Source organism: Streptomyces sp. NPDC056160 (assembly GCF_042268205.1).
In the GTDB taxonomy this organism is placed as follows: domain Bacteria; phylum Actinomycetota; class Actinomycetes; order Streptomycetales; family Streptomycetaceae; genus Streptomyces.
In genome coordinates this window covers 15,615-34,781 of record NZ_JBHJUW010000093.1, presented here as the reverse complement: position 1 = coordinate 34,781, position 19,167 = coordinate 15,615, and the positions used below count along the sequence as shown (strand labels likewise).

Below are 19,167 nucleotides of genomic sequence, written 5' to 3'. Positions count from 1 at the left end.
CTGCGGGACGCCGTGGCCGAGGGGCTGATGCCGACCGTCGGTCGCTGGCTCGGCACCGGCGCTGCGACCTCCGCGGCCACCGGCGCCCGGACCTCCGCGGCCACCGGCGCCCAGCCCCTGGTGACCGCCCCTGTGGCCGCCGCGGGCCCCGTCGCCGCCCCGGGCCAGAACACGGGTGCGAGCGCCGCCCCCACCCACCGGCTCACCCCCTGGCGCACCGACTGGTCCAGCCAGACCGGCGCGAGCCAGCTCGGGATCCTGCACGGCAGCAACCACGACGTCCCCGCCTTCCGCTGGTACGAGAAGGAGACGGGTGAGGTGATGGTGTGCAACCGCCCCGCCGGCGCCGTGGAGCTCCAGCGCCGGGCCGTCGAGCGCACCCGCGACGGCGGACTGCTCACCGCGGACGGCGCCAGCCGCGGCAACCTGTTCAGCGGCGGCGCCGACGAACTCGCCCTCGTCCTGTCCGTCTCCGCGCGCCGCGGCCGGGACAACCGTTCCCGCGCGGGTTACTTCGCCTACTTCTGCGACCCCGCCAACGCGGTGCGCACCGCCCTGTCCTTCGGCGCCGAGGTCGCCCGCGAGATCGGCGAGTCCGTGCGCGCCCGGATCCGGGGGCAGCGCCCGCGGGTCTCCCGCGGCGGCCTCTACCCGCTCGTGCGCGCCTTCGCGACCGTCGTCGAGCGGGACGTCGTCGTGGCCGCCGTGATGGGTGACCTGCTCGCCGGGCGCACCGCCGTCTACGCCGACCTGGTCGCCTACGACGAGGTCGCCCACCACTCCGGGCCGCGCAGCCAAGACGCGGCGAAGGTCCTGCGACGACTCGACCGCGCGCTCGCGCTGATCGAGAACGTCGCCGAGCACGCCCCGCGCCCGTACCGGATCGTCGTCCTGTCCGACCACGGCCAGAGCCCCGGCGAGACCTTCCACGCCCGCTACGGCCTCACCCTCGGCGACCTGGTCCGGGCCGGCTGCGGGCTGCACGTGCCGCGCAAGGCCGAACGGACCCGGAGCGGGGCCGAGGCACGGGCCGCCGTGCGGGCCGCGCTGCGCCGTCCCGTGGAGGAACCGGGCGAGCGGCACAGCGGTGCGGGCCGCCGCTATGAGCCCGTCGTCCTGGCCTCCGGCAACCTCGGTCTGGTCTCCTTCCCGGACGTGCCGCACCGCATGAGCCGTGAGGAGATCGACGCGCGCCACCCCGCGCTGCTGCCCACCCTCGCCAACCACCCCGGCGTCGGCTTCCTGCTCGTGCGCAGCGAGGAGCACGGCGGCGTGGTGCTCGGGGCGCGCGGTGCGCAGATACCCCTGGCCGACCTCGATGCCGACCCCGGACCGCTGGCCGCCTTCGGGCCCGGCGCCGCTGACGCCGTCCGCCGCACGCACTCCTTCCCGCACACCGCGGACATCATGGTCAACTCCGCCTACGACCCGGCCGACGGCGAGGTCCTCGCCTTCGAGGAGCAGATCGGCTCCCACGGCGGTCTCGGCGGGGCCCAGGGCCGCCCCTTCCTGCTGTCGCCGCTGAGCTGCTCACCGCCCGCCGACGACGGCGCGGACCTCGTGGGCGCCGAGCGGATCCACCGGGTGCTGCGCCGCTGGCTGGGCGAGGCCGCCGACGGCCCGCAGGTGCCGCGCGAGGCGGAGCCGGAGGAGCGGGCCGCCTGACCGGCACCCACCGCCCGCCGCTCCGGCTCCCGCCTGCCCGACCGTGCGCCGGCCCGTCCGACTCCCACCTGCTCGCCTGCCTGTCCGACCGCCCGACGGCGCGACCGCTCGCCCGCGGGACGAGGGCGGACCGAGAACGCCCCGCGGCACGCTCCGTTCATTGGGTACGCGCGGCGCGGATGTGATCGGATGGGGGCGACGGAACCCGGATACGGGTGCCAAGGCGAAAGGCAGGAAACACACCGTGGCAACCACGCGTACCGCTCACACCTCCTGGGAAGGCAATCTGCTCGACGGCAGCGGCGTCGTCACCCTCGACTCCTCCGGCATCGGCGAGTACCCGGTGTCGTGGCCGTCGCGCGCCGAGCAGCCGAACGGGAAGACCAGCCCCGAGGAACTGATCGCCGCCGCCCACTCCAGCTGCTTCTCCATGGCGCTGTCGCACGGTCTGGCCGGTGCCGGCACCCCGCCCACCAGCATCCGGACCAAGGCCGACGTGACCTTCCAGCCGGGCGAGGGGATCACCGGCATCCACCTGACCGTCGAGGGCACCGTCCCCGGCATCGACAACGACGCGTTCGTCGCCGCCGCCGAGGACGCCAAGAAGAACTGCCCGGTCAGCCAGGCCCTGACCGGCACGACGATCACCCTGGACGCCAAGCTCGCCTGACCCGGCAGCAGCCCTCCGGCGGCGCGCCCCCTTCGCACGTTCTCGCGGCGAGGGGCGCGGCGCCGCCGTGTTTCCCCGCCCGCCTGGGTACCCGGAGTGGCAGAGGCGGAAAGGAGACGACGATGGCACGTGCGGTCGGGATCGATCTCGGGACGACGAACTCGGTGGTGGCCGTCCTGGAGGGCGGCGAGCCCACCGTCGTCGCCAACGCGGAGGGCGCGCGGACCACGCCGTCGGTCGTGGCGTTCGCCAAGAGCGGTGAGGTGCTCGTCGGCGAGGTCGCCAAACGGCAGGCGGTCACGAACGTGGACCGCACCGCCCGCTCCGTCAAACGCCACATGGGCGACACCCAGTGGCGCTTCCCCGAGCAGGGCTCCGTCGACGGCACCCGCTACCGGGCGCAGGAACTGTCCGCCCGGGTGCTGCAGAAGCTGAAGCGGGACGCGGAGGCCTACCTCGGGGAGGACGTCACGGACGCGGTGATCACCGTGCCCGCCTACTTCGACGACGCCCAGCGCCAGGCGACCAAGGAGGCCGGGGACGTCGCGGGCCTGAAGGTCCTCAGGATCATCAACGAGCCCACGGCCGCCGCCCTCGCCTACGGCCTGGACCGGGGCGAGGAGCAGACCGTGCTCGTCTTCGACCTCGGCGGCGGCACCTTCGACGTGTCCCTGCTGGAGATCGGCGAGGGCGTCATCGAGGTCAAGGCCACCAACGGCGACACCCACCTCGGCGGCGACGACTGGGACCAGCGCGTCGTCGAGCACCTGGTCAAACGGTTCAAGGGGCAGTACGGCGTTGACCTGAGCAACGACAAGATGGCGGTGCAGCGGCTGCGCGAGGCCGCCGAGAAGGCGAAGATCGAGCTGTCCTCCTCCACCGAGACCTCGATCAACCTGCCGTACATCACCGCCTCCGCCGAGGGCCCGCTGCACCTGGAGGAGAAGCTCACCCGGGCCCAGTTCCAGGAACTCACCGCCGACCTGCTGGACCGCTGCAAGGAGCCGTTCCACCAGGCCGTGAAAGACGCCGGCGTCAAGCTTTCCGCCATCGACCACGTGATCCTCGTCGGCGGCTCCACCCGCATGCCCGCCGTCACCGACCTGGTCCGCGAACTCACCGGCAAGGACCCGCACAAGGGCGTCAACCCCGACGAGGTGGTAGCCGTGGGCGCCGCTCTCCAGGCCGGTGTGATCCGCGGCGACGTCAAGGACGTACTGCTGCTCGACGTCACCCCGCTGTCCCTGGGCATCGAGACCAAGGGCGGCATCATGACCAGGCTGATCGAGCGCAACACCACGATCCCGACAAGGCGTTCGGAGATCTTCACCACCGCCGCCGACAACCAGCCCTCGGTCGGCATCCAGGTCTACCAGGGCGAACGCGAGATCGCCGCGTACAACAAGAAGCTCGGCGTCTTCGACCTCACAGGGCTGCCGCCCGCCCCGCGCGGGGTGCCCCAGATCGAGGTCGCCTTCGACATCGACGCCAACGGCATCATGCACGTGTCCGCGAAGGACCTGGCCACCGGCCGCGAGCAGAAGATGACCGTCACGGGCGGCTCCGCCCTGCCCAAGGACGACATCGACCGCATGATGCGTGAGGCCGAGCAGTACGCCGAGGAGGACCGCTCCCGCCGCGAGGCCGCCGAGACCCGCAACCAGGCCGAGCAACTCGTCTACCAGACCGAGAAGTTCCTCCGTGACAACGGCGACCGGGTTCCTGGCGAGACGAAGAGCGAGGTGGAGTCGGCCGCCGCCGAGGTGAAGGGACTCCTGGAGCACGACGCCGACACCACCGCCCTGCGCACCGCGGTGGACAAGCTCGCCTCGGTCAGCCAGAAGATGGGCCAGGCCCTGTACGCCCAGGCCCAGCAGAGCCCGGCGCAGGACAGCGGCGCCGGCGCGGGGGAGCACACCGGGCCGCGGGAGGACGAGGGCGTGGTGGACGCCGAGATCGTCGATGAGGACCGGGGCGAGGGGAACACCAAGGGCCCGGCCGCCTAGACCGTCCACCCGGACGGGCAAGGTCTGCGAGCCGGTCACGCGGTGACCGCGCCCGGCCGCCGGTGTCAGCAGCTCTCGCGGCACTCCCGCAGCAGCTTGCGGGTGCGTTCGGCCGGAGCGGCGCGGGCGATCATGTGGTCGAGGACCTCCAGGTGCGCGGAGACCTCCCTGCGCGAGTCCAGGTACAGCGCGCCGGTCAGGTACTCGGTGTAGACCAGGTCGGGCAGCTCCGGCTCGGCGAAGCGGAACAGCGAGAACGGCGCGTACGTCCCCGGGTGCGGGCCGTCCGCGAACTCCGCGACCTGCACCGTCACGCGGTCCCGCTCGGTGAACTCCAGCAGCTTGTCCAGCTGGCCGCGCATCACCTCGCCGCGGTTGCTCACGGGCCGCCGCAGCACCGTCTCCTCGACGATCACCCACAGGTGCGGCGCGTCCGGCCGCTCCAGCAGCTCCTGCCGGGCCATGCGCAGTGCCACGTGCCGCTCGATCGCCTCCGGACCCGTCTGCCCGACCGTCCCGGCCTGCAGCACGGCCCGCGCGTACTCCTCCGTCTGGAGCAGGCCGGGCACGAAGTGCGGCTCGTAGGAACGGATCAGCCGGGCCGCGCCCTCCAGGCTCACGTACAGGCTGAACCACTCCGGCAGCACGTCGTGGTACCGCTGCCACCAGCCCGGCTCGTTGGCCTCCTCGGCCAGCCGCACGAAGGCGGCCGCCTCCTCCTCGTCGACCCCGTACGCCGCCAGCAGCACCTGTACGTACGGGATCTTCAGCGAGACCTCGGCCAGCTCCATGCGCCGTACGGTCGCGGCCGCCACCCGCAGCACGCGGGCGGCCTCCTCACGGGAGAGCCCGGCCGCGTCGCGCAACTCCTGCAGCCTCCTGCCGAGCACCACCTGCCCCACGGTGGGCGCGGGCCGCCGCTCACTCACGCCACGCCTCCCCACGCGCGCCGACATCCGCGCAGCAGTGTGTCACACCCAATCAAGGCATCATCGTGCGAAGGTGTTTCACCGTCGCCGGGTCGGCCGGCAGGAACGTCTCGATCGCCAGCTCGGCCACCGTGACGTCCATGGGCGTGTTGAAGGTGGAGATCGACGACACGAACGACAGCACCTGTCCCTCGTGCTCGATCCGCATGGGCAGCGCGAAGTACGGCACCTCCCCGGCCGCCTCCTCCTCGACCGCGCCCGCCACCGGCTCCGGCAGCGGGTAAGCGGCCACCTCCTCGTACAGCGCCCGCAGCGCCCCGGAACGGTGCAGCGCGATCTGCCGCTCCATCTGCGCCAGCAGATGCCCGCGCCACTCGCGCAGGTTGCGGATGCGCGGGGCGAGACCCTCCGGGTGCAGGGTCAGCCGCATCGCGTTGAGCGGCGCGGTCAGCAGCCGCTCCGGGACCCCCTCCAGCAGCATCGCCACACCGCGGTTCGCCGCGACCACGTCGTACACCGCGTCGACCACCAGCGCCGGATACGGCTCGTAGCCCTGGATCAGCCGCTCGAGTCCCTCCCGCAGCGCGCCGAGCGCCGGGTCGTCCAGCGGCGTCTCCGGATAGTGCGGGGCGTAACCGGCCGCCAGCAGCAGCGCGTTGCGCTCGCGCACCGGCACGTCCAGGTGCTCGGCCAGCCGCAGCACCATCTCCTCGCTCGGCCGGGACCGGCCCGTCTCGACGAAACTGATGTGCCGGGCCGAGGAGTCGGCGCGCAGCGCCAGTTCCAGCTGACTGATCCGCCGCCGCTCCCGCCAGGCCCGCAGCAGCGGGCCCACGCCACGGTCCGAGGGGGCGGTGGGAACCCGGACGTCACCGGTCGCGAGAATGGTCATACGTACGACCGTAGTCGAACCGAACCACTGCGAGGAGTGGGCGCATGAGCGAGTTGTGGAAGCCGTCCGGGGAGGCGACGGCCGTGTACCGGGCCAGGGTGCGCGGCTGCCTGCTGGGCGGGGCCGTCGGGGACGCCCTCGGCTACCCCATCGAGTTCAGCGCCCTGGACCGGATCCGCGCCACGCACGGCCCGCGCGGCCTCACCGGCCTGGTCACCGCCGCCGCGGACGCCGGAGAGGTCGGCCTGATCAGCGACGACACCCAGATGACCCTGTTCACCGCCGAGGGCATCCGCCAGGCCCAGCAGCAGGGCCACGGCCCCCGCCTGGGCAGCGGCGGCTTCCGGCTGGTTCGCTGGGCCTACGAGCGCTGGCTGGAGACCCAGAGCCGCACCGGACCGCACGCGAGCGAACTCGCCCGGCCCACCGGCGGCTCCTACGCCGGCCCGCGCGGCGGCCTGGTCACCGAGGCGTGGCTGTACTCCCGCCGTGCGCCCGGCAACGCCTGCATGTCCGGCCTCGCCCTCGACCTCGTGCCCGACCCCGCCGCCGTGCTCGGTGCGCCCGGACCCATCAACTCCGACTCCAAGGGCTGCGGCGCGGTGATGCGCTCGGCGCCCTTCGGCCTCACCGGCGCCGGCCCCGAGTCGGCCTTCGACAGCGCCGCCCGCTGCGCCCAGATGACCCACGGCCACCCCACCGGCTACTACGCGGCCGGCGCCTTCGCCGCGATCATCGCCTGCGTCGTGGCCGGGGACTCCGTCGAGGGCGCGGTGCTGCGCTCGCTGCGCCTGCTCGGCCGCCACGCCGGCCACGAGGAGACCACAGCGGCCCTCACCCGGGCCCTGGACCTGGCCGCCGAGGGCAGCCCGAGCGCGGAGCAGGTGGAACGGCTCGGCGCCGGCTGGGTCGCCGAGGAGGCCCTGGCCATCGGCGTCTACGCCGCCCTCGCCGCCTCCGGTGTCGAGAACGCCCTGCTGCTGGCCGTCAACCACTCGGGCGACAGCGACTCCACCGGGTCGATCTGCGGCAACATCCTCGGCGCCCGGTACGGCGACCACGCTCTGCCGCACGCCTGGGTGGAGCGCGTGGAGGGACGGGCCCGCATCGCCGCCCTCGCCGACGACCTGGCGGCCGGATCCGTGCCCGCCTGACCTCCGACCGCACCGCGGACGCGGGACCCGGCGACCTTCCTGTGGCAGGCTGAACAGGGCAGGCTGAAGGGGCGGCCGGACCGGTTCGCCCGCAGACCGCCACCACAGGCGCGCCGTCCGGCGGCGCCCAGGAAGGGAGCCGGCCCATGCCCGCAGAACCGCTGTCGCAGAAGGAGATCGAGGACCGGCTGGCGGAACTGCCCGGCTGGTCCCTGGACGGCGACCGCCTCACCCGTTCCTACCGGCTCGGCTCGCACTTCGCGGCGACCGCGATGGTCGTGCACATCGCCCAGGTGCAGGAGGAACTGGACCACCACTCCGACCTGACCCTCGGCTACAACAGCGTCTCCCTCAGCGTGAACACGCACAGCGCGGGCGGCGCCGTCACCGAGCTGGACTTCCGGCTCGCCCAGCGGGTGCAGGACCTGGCGCCGGTCCACGGCGCGAGCTGAACCGCGCCGGACGCGACCGGGGGCCGCGTGCTGGACTACGACGAGGAAGCCGAACGCTATGACACCGCGCGCGGCGGCGAGCCCCGGGCCGCCGCCGCGGCCGGTGCGGTCCTCGGCCTCCTGCCCGAGGGCACCCGTCACCTGCTCGACGCCGGCTGCGGCACCGGCATCGTGACCCGCCGCCTCGCCGCCGCCCGTCCCGCGGCGCGGGTGACCGGCGTGGACCTGGCACCGGCCATGACCCGCAGGGCCGCCGCGCGGCTGCCCGGCGCCGTCGTCCGTGCCGACATCCGCCGCCTGCCCTTCGCCGACGGCCTCTTCGACGCGGTCACCAGCGTCTGGCTCCTCCATCTCGCCCCGAGCGACACCGACGCACGCGCCGTCGTCGCCGAGTGCGTCCGCGTACTGCGCCCCGGCGGGGTGTACGTCACCACGGTCGACAAGGCCGCCGCGCACAACGTGGGCAGCGACATCGACGCCGTGCTCGCCTCCCGGCCGCCGAGCCCGGCCCGGGACGCGGACGGTCTGGTCACCGGGTACGCCGTCGCGCTCGGTCTGGTCCCGGCCGCGAAAGCGCGCTTCCGGGGGCGAGGCCAGGGCCGCAGCCCCCGCCGTACCATCGACGACCTGCGGCGCGGCTGGTTCGTCACGCTGCCGCCCGGCGATCCGCTGGCCGACGGCTTCGCCGCCCGGCTCGCGGCCCTGCCCGACCAGGACCGCCCGCGCCCCGATCCGGTCTTCAGCCTGCGCGCGTTCCGCAAGCCGGCCGCCGGCTGAGCAGGCAGGGGCGCGGCGCGTCCGCTCCTGCGTCGTCTTCAGCAGGCGTGCGCGTCTTCGTCAGGGAGGCATGAACCGGTTCCTCTCCTTGCGGGCCGGCGCGCTCGGACGACCTTGCGGGTCGGCGCGCTCGGAAGAGGGGCAGGGAGCGGGGAGAAGCGGGGCGGGGCGACAAGCCATGACCAGTGGGAGCGCTCCCATAGTGCGGACGTGTCAGGGAACGGTCAAGTCCTTGACGGACCGAAAACATTCGGAACCCCTCTGACGAGCCGGGTCGAGGGAAAGTGCGCCGAAAGTCAGGAAGCCCCCTGTTCTTCACCGGCACTTGGCGCTACCTTCACTCGCACCAGTGGGAGCGGTTCCATCAGTCGGCGCGTCCGCCACGACACGCCCGGTCTGCAAGGAGTCGCCCATGCGTCACCCCCCGCGTTCAGTACTTTTAGCCGCCGCCTCGGCGGTCGCGCTCGTCATGAGCGTGGTCGTACCGGTGGTCTCGGCGCAGGGAGCCACACCCGCGTGCACGGTGGAGTACTCCGTCACCAACCCGTGGGACACCGGCTTCCAGGCGGCCGTGACCATCACCGACCACCAGGAGCCGGTGAGCAGTTGGCGGCTGACCTTCGATCTCCCCGACGGCAGCCGGGTCACCCAGGGCTGGAACGCCGCATGGTCCCAGTCCGGCACGGCGGTGACCGCCGCGAGCGAGAGCTGGAACGGCGCGCTCGCCAACCGAGCGAGCGTCGGCGCCGGGTTCCTGGCCGGCTCGCCGGGGAGCACGGCCCTGCCGACGGCGTTCCGGCTCAACGGCACGGCTTGCCACACCGACCCGTCCACACCCCCGACCGATCCGGCCGCCCCCCCGACCGACCCGCCGCCCGCCGGTGACGGCAGGGCGCCCGCCCTGCACGTGAACGGCAACAGGCTCCTCGACGCCGACGGCACCCCGCGCCGGCTGCTCGGCGTCAACCGGTCCGGCGGCGAGTTCATGTGCGTCCAGGGCTACGGCGTCTTCGACGGACCCGTGGACGACGCCGCCGTGAAGGCGATCGCCGACTGGAAGGCGAACGCGGTGCGCATCCCCCTCAACGAGGAATGCCGGCTGGGACTCTCCAACGTGGACCCCGCCTACGCGGGCGAGCGCTACATCGACGCGGTCAAGCAGCTGGTGGCCCGCGTCGAGGCGCAGGGCATGACCCCGATCGTCGAACTGCACTGGACCAACGGCCAGTACACCGGCAACTCGGCGGGCTGCTCCGACGTGCACGCCACCTGCCAGAAGCCGATGCCCGACGCCCGGTACACGCCCTCGTTCCGGTCGTCGGCCGACGGCACCTTCAAGGACGACCGGGCCGTCGCCTTCGACCTGTTCAACGAGCCGTACCCGGACCGGGCCATGTCCGGCGCCACCGAAGCGTGGAAGTGCTGGCGCGACGGCGGCACCTGCCCGGGCATCGGCTACGAGGTCGCCGGGATGCAGGACCTCGTGGACGCCGTACGCGGCACCGGGGCGAAGAACGTGATCCTGGCCGGCGGGCTCGCCTACTCCCACGACCTGAGCCAGTGGCTGACCTACCGGCCCGACGACCCGGCGGGCGATCTCGTCGCCGCCTACCACGTCCACGACTTCAACACCTGCGCCAGTGAGAGCTGCTGGAACTCCACGCTCGCCCCCGTCGCGGCCCGGGTGCCGCTGGTCGCGGGGGAGATCGGCGAGAACACCTGCTCCCACGGGTTCGCCGACCGCGTCATGAAGTGGTTCGACGACCACGGCCTGTCCTACCTGGGCTGGACCTGGAACACCTGGGACTGCTCCTCGGGACCGGCCCTGATCACCGACTACGACGGCACGCCCACGGCGTACGGCACCGGGCTGCGCGACCACCTGCGCGCCCTCGACCACTGACCCCCTCCCGCACCACAGGCACCACAGGCACCACAGGCAAGAAGGGCACGAACGCACCACAGGCACATCAGCAGGTCTTCCCTTCCCACAGGAGGAATTCCCCACTCATGAGCCGCAGCAGAACAGCGATGCTCGCCGCCCTGACCCTGGTCGCCGGGGGCACGGGCCTGGCACTCACCGCCGTACCCGCCAGCGCCGGCGCCGCCGCCGCGCCCTGCACCGTCGACTACCAGGTGCAGAACCAGTGGAACACCGGCTTCACGGCCGCCGTCACCGTCACCAACAACGGCGCCGCCAAGTCGTCCTGGTCCCTGAAGTGGTCCTACGCCGGGGACCAGAAGGTCACCAGCGGCTGGAACGCGAAGATCACCCAGAGCGGTGCCGCCGTCACCGCCGCCAACGAGAGCTACAACGGCACCCTCGCCACCGGCGCCAGCGCCGCCTTCGGCTTCCAGGGCACCTACAGCGGCACCAACGCCGTCCCGGCCACCTTCACCCTCGACGGCGTGACCTGCAATGTCGACGGCGGCGGCACCACCGACCCGGGTGGCGGCACCACCGACCCGGGTGGCGGCACCACGGACCCGGGTGGCGGCACGACGGACCCGAGCGGGCGCGTCGGCAACCCGTACGACGGCGCCGAGGTCTACGTGAACCCCGAGTGGTCCGCGAAGGCCGCCGCCGAACCGGGCGGCAGCCGCATCGCGAACCAGCCCACCGCCGTGTGGCTCGACCGCATCGCCACCATCGAGGGCGTCGACGGCGGCATGGGCCTGCGCGACCACCTCGACGAGGCCCTGAAGCAGAAGGGCTCCGGCGAACTCGTCGTCCAACTGGTCATCTACGACCTGCCCGGACGCGACTGCGCGGCGCTCGCCTCCAACGGCGAACTGGGCCCCACCGACATCGACCGGTACAAGTCCCAGTACATCGACCCCATCGCCGCCGTCCTGTCCGACCCGAAGTACGCGGGCCTGCGGATCGCGACCGTCATCGAGCCCGACTCACTGCCCAACCTGGTCACCAACGCCGGCGGCACCAACACCACCACCGACGCCTGCGTGACCATGAAGTCCAACGGCAACTACGAGAAGGGCGTCGGCTACGCGCTGGACAAGTTCGGCGCCATCCCGAACGTCTACAACTACATCGACGCCGCCCACCACGGCTGGCTGGGCTGGGACTCCAACCTCGGCCCGTCCGTCACGGAGTTCCAGAAGGCCGCGACGAGCAACGGCGCGAGCGTGCACGACGTGGCCGGGTTCATCGTCAACACGGCCAACTACAGCGCCACCAAGGAGCCGTACTTCAAGGTCACCGACAGCATCAACGGGCAGACGGTGCGCCAGGCCAAGTGGGTGGACTGGAACCAGTACACGGACGAGCAGTCGTACGCGCAGGCGCTGCGGGACAAGCTCGTCGCGGCCGGGTTCGACTCTGGCATCGGCATGCTGATCGACACCTCCCGCAACGGCTGGGGCGGCGCCGCCCGCCCGGCCGGGGCCGGCCCGCTGACCTCGGTGGACGCCTACGTCGACGGCGGTCGCACCGACCGCCGCATCCACGTGGGGAACTGGTGCAACCAGAGCGGCGCGGGCCTCGGCGAGCGGCCGGCCGCCGCCCCGGCCGCCGGGATCGACGCCTACGTGTGGGTGAAGCCGCCGGGGGAGTCGGACGGGTCCAGCTCCGCCGTCTCCAACGACGAGGGCAAGGGCTTCGACCGGATGTGCGACCCGACGTACGGGGGCAACGCCCGCAACGGCAACAATCCCACGGGTGCGCTGCCCGACGCGCCGCTGGCCGGGCACTGGTTCTCCGCCCAGTTCCAGCAGCTGATGCAGAACGCCTACCCGCCGCTGCCGTGATCTGTGGCGCGTAGGTGATCCGCCGGGGCCCGGTCCGCGGCGAAGGCGCCGGCCGTCCGCTGCGGTCGGCCCTCGCGGGCCGGTCCCCGGCTTCGTGCCGGGGATCAGGCAGGCAATTCCGCACGCGGTTTTTTGCCGTATCGGCAAGTGGACTGGCCCCGGCCCGGTACGGCGGCGCACTCTGGCCGCACCGAGACGAGAGGCTGATCACCATGGCGCAGCAGCACGGGGGCCACGACGGTCCGCACCCCCACGGCCACCAGGGGCACCAGGGACCTGACCGGTCCGAGGGACACGAGGAGCACCAGGGGCACCACGGGCACCACGGGCACCACGGGCACGCCGACCTCGACTGGGCCGTGATGGCCCCGCTGCTGGAGTCGCAGGCGGAACTCTTCGCCCCGCTGTACCGGCGGGCGATGGCCTGGCTGGCGCGGGAGGTGGCAGAGCCCGGCCTGGTCGTGGACGCGGGCAGCGGTCCCGGTGTGGTCTCCTGCCTGTTCGCCGAGACCTTCCCGGGCGCCCGGGTCGTGGCGGTGGACGGCTCCGCGCCGCTGCTGGAGCGGGCCGCCGCCCGCGCCGCCCGGCTCGGCTTCGCCGACCGCTTCACCACGGTCACCGGCGAACTCCCCGGCGTCCTGTCCGACCTGGAGTACCCCGCCGACCTGCTGTGGGCCAGCAACAGCCTGCACCACCTGGGCGACCAGCGGGCCGCCCTGGCGGCGTGCGCCGAGCGGCTGGCGCCCGGCGGGACCCTCGCCCTGCTGGAGGGCGGCCTGCCCGCCCGTTACCTGCCCCGGCACATCGGCGTCGGGCGTCCCGGCCTGCAGGCACGCCTGGACGCGGTCGAGGCCGAGTGGTTCAGCCGGATGCGCGAGGGCCTGCCGGACTCCGTCGCCGCGACCGAGGACTGGCCCGCGCTCCTCGCCTCGGCCGGGCTCAAGCACACCGGCACCCGCAGTTTCCTCCTGGACCTGCCCGCGCCCGTCTCCGAACCGGCCCGCGCCTACGTCGCCGCCACCCTCGGCCGGCTGCGGGAGGGGGCGGCGGACGCCCTCGGCGCGGAGGACCGGGCCACGCTGGACCGGCTCCTCGACCCGGAGGACGAGGCGAGCGTGCACCGCAGGAAGGACGTCTTCGTGCTGAAGGCGCACACCGTGTACACGGCCGTGCGCATCGGCTGAGCCGCTCCGGTCCCGCACCCGCCGGACAGCGGGTGCGGGACACACGACGCAAAAGGGCCTCGGCCGGTGGCCCGCCGGCTCAGACGACGTCGAACGTCGCCGGGTCCGGACCCAGCCGCCGGTCCTCGTTCAGGGCGCTGATCGCCGCGAGGTCCTCGTCGTCCAGGCTGAAGTCGAAGACCTCGATGTTCTCCTTGATCCGGGACGGCGTGACCGACTTCGGGATGACGACGTTGCCGAGCTGCACGTGCCAGCGCAGCACCACCTGGGCCGGGGTGCGGCCGTGCTTCCGGGCGATCGCCACGATCGCCGGGACCTCCAGCAGGCCCTTGCCCTGGCCGAGCGGCGACCACGCCTCGGTCGCGATGCCCTGCTCCGCGTGGAACTCGCGGGCGGCGTGCTGCTGGAGGTGCGGGTGCAGTTCGATCTGGTTGACCGCCGGGACCACCGAGGTCTCGGAGATCAGCCGCCGCAGGTGCTCCGGCAGGAAGTTCGAGGTGCCGATGGCCCGCACCCGGCCGTCGGCGAGGAGCTTCTCGAACGCCTTGTACGTGTCGACGTACGCGCCCCGGGCCGGCAGCGGCCAGTGGATCAGGTACAGGTCGAGGTACTCCAGGCCGAGCTTGGCCAGGGACGCGTCGAAGGCGCGCAGCGTGCTGTCGTAACCGTGTTCGGCGTTCCAGAGCTTGGTGGTGACGAAGACGTCCTCGCGGGGGAGAGCGGCGGCGGCGATGGCCCTGCCGGTGCCCTCTTCATTGCCGTAGATCGCCGCTGTGTCGATGCTGCGGTACCCGGCCTCCAGGGCGGTGGTGACCGCGCGCTCGGCCTCGTCGTCCGGCACCTGCCAGACGCCGAAGCCCAGCTGGGGCATCTCGACGCCGTTGTTGAGGATGATCGGGGGGACCTGGCTGCTCACGGGCTGTTGATCCTTCGGTTGTCGTCAAAGTGGTACTCATATGGTCAACGATCACGAGCGGTGACGCATTCCTGACCGCCCGATCCGGCCGGTCCGCTCCATCCGTCCATCCAGCCGGCCGGTCGCCCGATCCGGCCGACCGCTCTGCTCACGCCCGGTACAGCGCCTCAACCTCGCCGGCGTACGCGTTCTCGATGGCCCTGCGCTTCAGCTTCAGCGACGGCGTGAGCAGGCCGTGCTCCTCGGTGAAGGGCTGCGCGAGGATGCGGAAGGTGCGGATCGACTCCGCCTGGGACACCAGCGTGTTCGCGGCGACCACCGCGCGCCGCACCTCGGTCTCCAGGTCGGGGTCGCGCACCAGCTGGGCCGGGGCCGGCTTCGGCTTGTTCCGCATCTTCAGCCAGTGCTCGACGGCCTCGTGGTCGAGGGTGATGAGGGCGGCGACGTAGGGGCGGTCGTTGCCGACGACGATGCACTGGGAGACCAGCGGGTGGTCGCGCACCCGCTCCTCCAGCACGCCCGGTGCCACGCTCTTGCCGCCGGAGGTCACCAGGATCTCCTTCTTGCGGCCGGTGATGGTGAGGTAGCCGTCCTCGTCGAGCGCGCCGAGGTCACCGGTGGCCAGCCAGCCGTCGTGCAGCGTCTCGTCGGTGGCCTTCGGGTTGTTGAGGTAGCCCTGGAAGACGTTCCCGCCGCGCAGCCACACCTCGCCGTCGTCGGCGATGTGCACGGTGACCCCGGGGATCGGCTGCCCGACCGTGCCGTAGCGGGTTCGCTCGGGCGGGTTGGCGGTGGCGGCGGCCGTGGACTCGGTCAGACCGTAGCCCTCGTAGACCTGCACGCCCGCGCCCGCGAAGAACAGGCCGAGCCGCCGGTCCATGCCCGAGCCACCCGACATCGCGTTGCGGATCCGGCCGCCCATGGCCGCCCGCACCTTGGAGTACACCAGCTTGTCGAAGAGCTGGTGCTGCATGCGCAGGGCGGCCGACGGGCCGGGACCCAGGCCCCACGCCTTGGCCTCGACGGCGTCCGCGTACCTCACGGCCACGTCCACGGCCTTCTCGAAGGGACCGTCCCGGCCCTCCCGCTCGGCCTTGCGCCGGGCCGCGCCGAACACCTTCTCGAAGATGTACGGCACCGCGAGGATGAACGTCGGCCGGAACGCCTGGAGGTCCGGCAGCAGCGCGGCGGCGTGCAGCTGCGGCTGGTGCCCGAAGCGGACCCGGCCGCGGATCGCCGCCACCTCCACCATGCGGCCGAAGACGTGTGCGAGCGGCAGGAACAGCAGGGTCGCGGCCTCGTCGCCCCTGCGGGAGTGGAACACCGGCTCCCAGCGGTCGATGACCGTGTCCGCCTCGGTCATGAAGTTCCCGTGGGTGAGGACGCAGCCCTTGGGGCGGCCGGTGGTGCCGGAGGTGTAGATGACCGTGGCGACCGACTCGGGCGTCACCGCCTCGCGGTGCCGGTGCACCACCTCGTCCTCGATGTGCGCGCCCGCGTCGTACAGCTCCTGCAGGGCCCCCGAGTCGAGCTGCCACAGCCGGCCGAGGCGCGGCAGCCGGTCGATGACGGTGGCGATCGTCATCGCGTGGTCCTCGTGCTCCACGACGGCCGCCGACACCTCGGCGTCGTAGAGCATCCAGGAGCACTGCTCGGCCGAGGAGGTCGGGTAGACCGGCACCACCTGGGCGCCGATGGTCCACAGCGCGAAGTCGAAGAGGGTCCACTCGTAGCGGGTGCGGGACATGATGGCGACCCGGTCGCCGAAGCGGACGCCCTGGGCCAGCAGCCCCTTGGCGAGGGCGAGGACCTCGTCGCGGAACTCGGCGGCGGTCACGTCACGCCACCTGCCCGACTCGTCCTTGCGGCCCAGCGCGATGCGTAGCGGGTCGTCCTGGGCATGCTGGAAGACGACGTCGGCCAGGCCGCCCACCGGCGGTGCCGAAGTCGACGGAGGGCTGGTGAACTCGCGCAAACCCCGCTCCCGCTCTCGGTCCCGCTCGGTCCGGTTCGCCTCCGGGGCGCCGGTGACGCTCCGCACAGCGCCGTGAAAGCTACCCCACGGGAATGCGGGGCGGCAGGGGGGCCGAAAGCGAGTCGTGCTCACGTCCGCCGAGGTCAGCGCCGGAAAATACGCTCACATGGGTAAGGGTCGGACAGAGTTTCTTACGGTTCAGTAAGTTTCGGTGCCGGTATCTCCACCGAATCTGTACGACCCCCGACGGCGCCGACGGCCCGGCGGAGCCCCGCCCGCGGGGCCCGTGGACGGTCATCCGCGGGCCTCGCGGACGGCCACCTCCGGGGCCGGGGCGGGGGTCCGCCGGGCCCGCGGACGGTCACCCGTGCCGGGCCCCCCGCACGACCGCAGGGCGCACGCGCCCGCCTCCGTGTCCGCCTGCCTTCGCGCCCGCCTTCGCGTCCGCCCGCCTCCGCGCCCGCTGCCGACCGCCGTCCACGCGGTGTCCGGACCGGCGCCGCCACCAGCACCCCGGGTCAGCGGCGGTGCAGTCGTTCGCCGCCCGTGAGGATCGCCTTGGCCAGCGCGTCGGCCGCGTGCCGGGCCGAGGGGCGGTGCCGGCCGTGGACCAGGACGAAGTCCACCCGGCCCAGCTCCGGCAGTCCGGCCCGCTCCGGAACGCGGACCAGGCCGGGCGGGATCAGCCCGCGCGAGTGCGCCATCACACCGAGGCCCGCGCGGGCGGCGGCGATCAGCCCGTTGAGGCTGCCGCTGGTGCACGCCACGCGCCACGGGCGGCCCTGCCGTTCCAGGGCCTCGAAGGCGAGCGCCCGGGTGATGCCCGGCGGCGGGTAGACGATCAGGGGCACCGGCCGGTCGGGGTCCAGCCGCAGCCGTTCCGCCCCGATCCACACCAGCCGGTCCTGCCAGACCGGTTCCCCGCTCGGGTCCTGGGGCCGCCGCTTGGCCAGCACCAGGTCCAGTTTCCCGGCGGCCAGCTGCTCGTGCAGGGTGCCCGACAGCTCCACCGTCAGTTCCAGGTCGACCTCGGGATGGTCGTAGCGGAAGCCCTCAAGGATCTCCGGCAGCCGGGTCAGCACGAAGTCCTCCGACGCGCCGAACCGGAGCCTGCCGCGCACCCGCGTGCCGGTGAAGAACGCCGTCGCCTGCTCGTGCACCTCCAGGATCCGGCGGGCGAAGCCGAGCATCGCCTCACCGTCCTCGGTCAGCTCGACCGAGTGGGTGTCGCGGGTGAACAGCAGCCGGCCGGTCGCGTCCTCCAGCCGGCGCACGTGCTGGCTGACGGTCGACTGGCGCAGCCCGAGCCGCCGGGCCGCGCCGGTGAAGCTGAGCGTCTGCGAGACGGCGAGGAAGGTGCGCAGGTGAGCGGGGTCGTACACGGACCCAGGTTAACCCGCTCATCGCGCAACGTGATGACAGTCAGAGCGTTAACCCCGTTTCCCGATCGCAGCCGCCGGCGGAACGATGGAGCCGAGACGAGGGAGCGGGGACCCGTGGGCTCCCGCCGGGGACCGCACGGTCCCCGCCCCGCCACGCCCGAGTGACGAGCAAGTGGAGCACCGTGAAACGCCTGCGCCCGCCGAGTCGGATGCCGATCGACCCGTACATCGTGCTGCTGCTGGCCACGGTGGGCCTGGCCGCGCTCCTGCCGGCCCGCGGCGCGGCCGCCCCTGTGGCCTCCGGCGCCTCCACCGCCGCGATCGCCTTCCTGTTCTTCCTCTACGGCGCCCGCCTGTCCACCCGGGAGGCGCTGGACGGCCTCAAGCACTGGCGGCTGCACGTCACCGTCCTGGCCTGCACCTTCGTGGTCTTCCCACTGCTCGGCCTCGCCGCCCGCGGCCTGGTGCCGATGCTGCTGGACCAGCCGCTCTACCAGGGCCTGCTCTTCCTCACCCTCGTCCCCTCGACCATCCAGTCGTCGATCGCCTTCACCTCCATCGCCCGCGGCAACGTGCCCGCCGCGATCTGCGCGGGTTCCTTCTCCTCGCTGGTCGGGATCGTCCTCACCCCGCTGCTCGCCGCGGCCCTGCTCGGCGGCGGCGGCGGCGGCTTCTCGGCGCACTCCCTGGTCACGATCGTGCTGCAACTGCTCGTGCCGTTCGTCGCGGGACAACTGCTGCGCCGCTGGATCGGGGGCTTCGTGGCCCGGCACAAGAAGGTGCTCGGGCTCGTCGACCGCGGCTCGATCCTGCTCGTCGTCTACACCGCGTTCAGCGAGGGCATGGTCCGGGGCATCTGGCACCAGGTCAGCCCGCTGCGGCTCGGCGCCCTGCTCCTCGTGGAGGCCGTGCTGCTCGCCGTGATGCTCGCGCTGACCTGGTACGGGGCCAGGGCGCTGCGCTTCGGTCGGCAGGACCGCATCGCGATCCAGTTCGCCGGGTCGAAGAAGTCCCTCGCCTCCGGGCTGCCGATGGCGAGCGTCCTGTTCGGCGCCCACGCCTCGCTGGCCGTGCTGCCGCTGATGCTCTTCCACCAGATGCAGCTCATGGTGTGCGCGGTGATCGCCAAGCGCAGGTCGCGCGATCCGGAGGCGGGGGAGACGGAGGGGCGGGGACCCCAGGAGCGGGAGCCGGACGCGGAGGGGTCGTCGGCGCGGGAGTCGGACGCGGCGCCCACCGGAGTCGGTACGGCGTCCCGTACGCGGTGACGCACGGCCCGGCTGCCTCGCCCGGCGCCGCAGCGGGGCGGCGCAGATCCGTGCGGGGCGGCGCAGATCCGGGCCGGGCCGGGCAGATCCGGGCCGGGCCGGGCAGATCCGGGCAGGGCGGGTCCGGGC

At 73.0% G+C, this 19,167-nt stretch carries 15 protein-coding genes; 10 read left to right on the top strand and 5 right to left on the bottom strand.

Annotation, left to right across the window (positions count from 1 at the left end; all coding sequences use genetic code 11):
- From ACFC02_RS28630 to dnaK, 3 genes are all read left to right on the top strand, one after another.
- Positions 1–1,665: alkaline phosphatase family protein (locus ACFC02_RS28630; RefSeq protein ID WP_376363202.1), on the top strand; the 1,665-nt coding region annotated here is incomplete at its 5' end.
- Between the two features lie 244 nt (positions 1,666–1,909).
- On the top strand, positions 1,910–2,335 hold the full coding sequence (locus ACFC02_RS28625) for an OsmC family protein (protein WP_360964583.1): 426 nt from the start codon (positions 1,910–1,912) through the stop codon (positions 2,333–2,335).
- 122 nt (positions 2,336–2,457) lie between these two features.
- Entirely contained in the window at positions 2,458–4,341 is a 1,884-nt protein-coding gene (dnaK, locus tag ACFC02_RS28620; protein ID WP_376363198.1) for a molecular chaperone DnaK, read from the top strand.
- 65 nt (positions 4,342–4,406) lie between these two features.
- Here the strand turns inward: dnaK and ACFC02_RS28615 are convergent, their stop codons facing one another.
- Together ACFC02_RS28615 and ACFC02_RS28610 are read right to left on the bottom strand one after the other, a co-directional pair.
- Entirely contained in the window at positions 4,407–5,270 is an 864-nt protein-coding gene (locus ACFC02_RS28615) for a helix-turn-helix domain-containing protein (protein WP_376363195.1), read from the bottom strand.
- A gap of 52 nt (positions 5,271–5,322) precedes the next feature.
- Positions 5,323–6,162, bottom strand: a complete 840-nt coding sequence (locus tag ACFC02_RS28610; RefSeq protein WP_376363192.1) for a helix-turn-helix domain-containing protein — start codon at positions 6,160–6,162, stop codon at positions 5,323–5,325.
- Between the two features lie 44 nt (positions 6,163–6,206).
- Between ACFC02_RS28610 and ACFC02_RS28605 the strand changes: the two genes are divergently transcribed.
- From ACFC02_RS28605 to ACFC02_RS28580, 6 genes are all read left to right on the top strand, one after another.
- A complete protein-coding gene (locus ACFC02_RS28605) occupies positions 6,207–7,316 on the top strand; it encodes an ADP-ribosylglycohydrolase family protein (protein WP_376363190.1) in 1,110 nt (369 codons plus the stop codon).
- 146 nt (positions 7,317–7,462) lie between these two features.
- The gene (locus tag ACFC02_RS28600; RefSeq protein ID WP_376363187.1) at positions 7,463–7,768 is read left to right on the top strand and encodes a 4a-hydroxytetrahydrobiopterin dehydratase; all 306 of its coding nucleotides are present in this window, start codon (positions 7,463–7,465) and stop codon (positions 7,766–7,768) included.
- A 27-nt stretch (positions 7,769–7,795) separates the two neighbouring features.
- A complete protein-coding gene (locus ACFC02_RS28595; RefSeq protein ID WP_376363184.1) occupies positions 7,796–8,545 on the top strand; it encodes a class I SAM-dependent methyltransferase in 750 nt (249 codons plus the stop codon).
- A gap of 469 nt (positions 8,546–9,014) precedes the next feature.
- Entirely contained in the window at positions 9,015–10,448 is a 1,434-nt protein-coding gene (locus tag ACFC02_RS28590; RefSeq protein ID WP_376363182.1) for a cellulose binding domain-containing protein, read from the top strand.
- A gap of 107 nt (positions 10,449–10,555) precedes the next feature.
- Positions 10,556–12,313: a glycoside hydrolase family 6 protein gene (locus ACFC02_RS28585; protein WP_376363179.1), complete on the top strand. Its 1,758-nt coding sequence runs from the start codon at positions 10,556–10,558 to the stop codon at positions 12,311–12,313.
- 212 nt (positions 12,314–12,525) lie between these two features.
- Entirely contained in the window at positions 12,526–13,497 is a 972-nt protein-coding gene (locus tag ACFC02_RS28580) for a methyltransferase (RefSeq protein ID WP_376363176.1), read from the top strand.
- 79 nt (positions 13,498–13,576) lie between these two features.
- Here the strand turns inward: ACFC02_RS28580 and ACFC02_RS28575 are convergent, their stop codons facing one another.
- From ACFC02_RS28575 to ACFC02_RS28565, 3 genes are all read right to left on the bottom strand, one after another.
- A complete protein-coding gene (locus ACFC02_RS28575) occupies positions 13,577–14,413 on the bottom strand; it encodes an aldo/keto reductase (RefSeq protein WP_376363173.1) in 837 nt (278 codons plus the stop codon).
- A gap of 148 nt (positions 14,414–14,561) precedes the next feature.
- Positions 14,562–16,388: an AMP-dependent synthetase/ligase gene (locus ACFC02_RS28570; RefSeq protein WP_376363170.1), complete on the bottom strand. Its 1,827-nt coding sequence runs from the start codon at positions 16,386–16,388 to the stop codon at positions 14,562–14,564.
- 518 nt (positions 16,389–16,906) lie between these two features.
- Entirely contained in the window at positions 16,907–17,770 is an 864-nt protein-coding gene (locus ACFC02_RS28565; RefSeq protein ID WP_376363167.1) for a LysR substrate-binding domain-containing protein, read from the bottom strand.
- A gap of 209 nt (positions 17,771–17,979) precedes the next feature.
- Here ACFC02_RS28565 and ACFC02_RS28560 point away from each other — a divergent pair, with 209 nt between their 5' ends.
- On the top strand, positions 17,980–19,038 hold the full coding sequence (locus ACFC02_RS28560) for a bile acid:sodium symporter family protein (protein ID WP_376363208.1): 1,059 nt from the start codon (positions 17,980–17,982) through the stop codon (positions 19,036–19,038).
- Positions 19,039–19,167 lie beyond the last annotated feature (129 nt).

Bases quoted from the DNA above. Each gene is read 5' to 3' on its own strand.
- ACFC02_RS28585 (WP_376363179.1), top strand. From the start codon at position 10,556: ATGAGCCGCAGCAGAACAGCGATGCTCGCCGCCCTGACCCTGGTCGCC.
- ACFC02_RS28610 (WP_376363192.1), bottom strand. From the start codon at position 6,162: ATGACCATTCTCGCGACCGGTGACGTCCGGGTTCCCACCGCCCCCTCG.
- dnaK (WP_376363198.1), top strand. From the start codon at position 2,458: ATGGCACGTGCGGTCGGGATCGATCTCGGGACGACGAACTCGGTGGTG.
- ACFC02_RS28560 (WP_376363208.1), top strand. From the start codon at position 17,980: ATGCCGATCGACCCGTACATCGTGCTGCTGCTGGCCACGGTGGGCCTG.
- ACFC02_RS28605 (WP_376363190.1), top strand. From the start codon at position 6,207: ATGAGCGAGTTGTGGAAGCCGTCCGGGGAGGCGACGGCCGTGTACCGG.
- ACFC02_RS28590 (WP_376363182.1), top strand. From the start codon at position 9,015: ATGAGCGTGGTCGTACCGGTGGTCTCGGCGCAGGGAGCCACACCCGCG.
- ACFC02_RS28600 (WP_376363187.1), top strand. From the start codon at position 7,463: ATGCCCGCAGAACCGCTGTCGCAGAAGGAGATCGAGGACCGGCTGGCG.
- ACFC02_RS28580 (WP_376363176.1), top strand. From the start codon at position 12,526: ATGGCGCAGCAGCACGGGGGCCACGACGGTCCGCACCCCCACGGCCAC.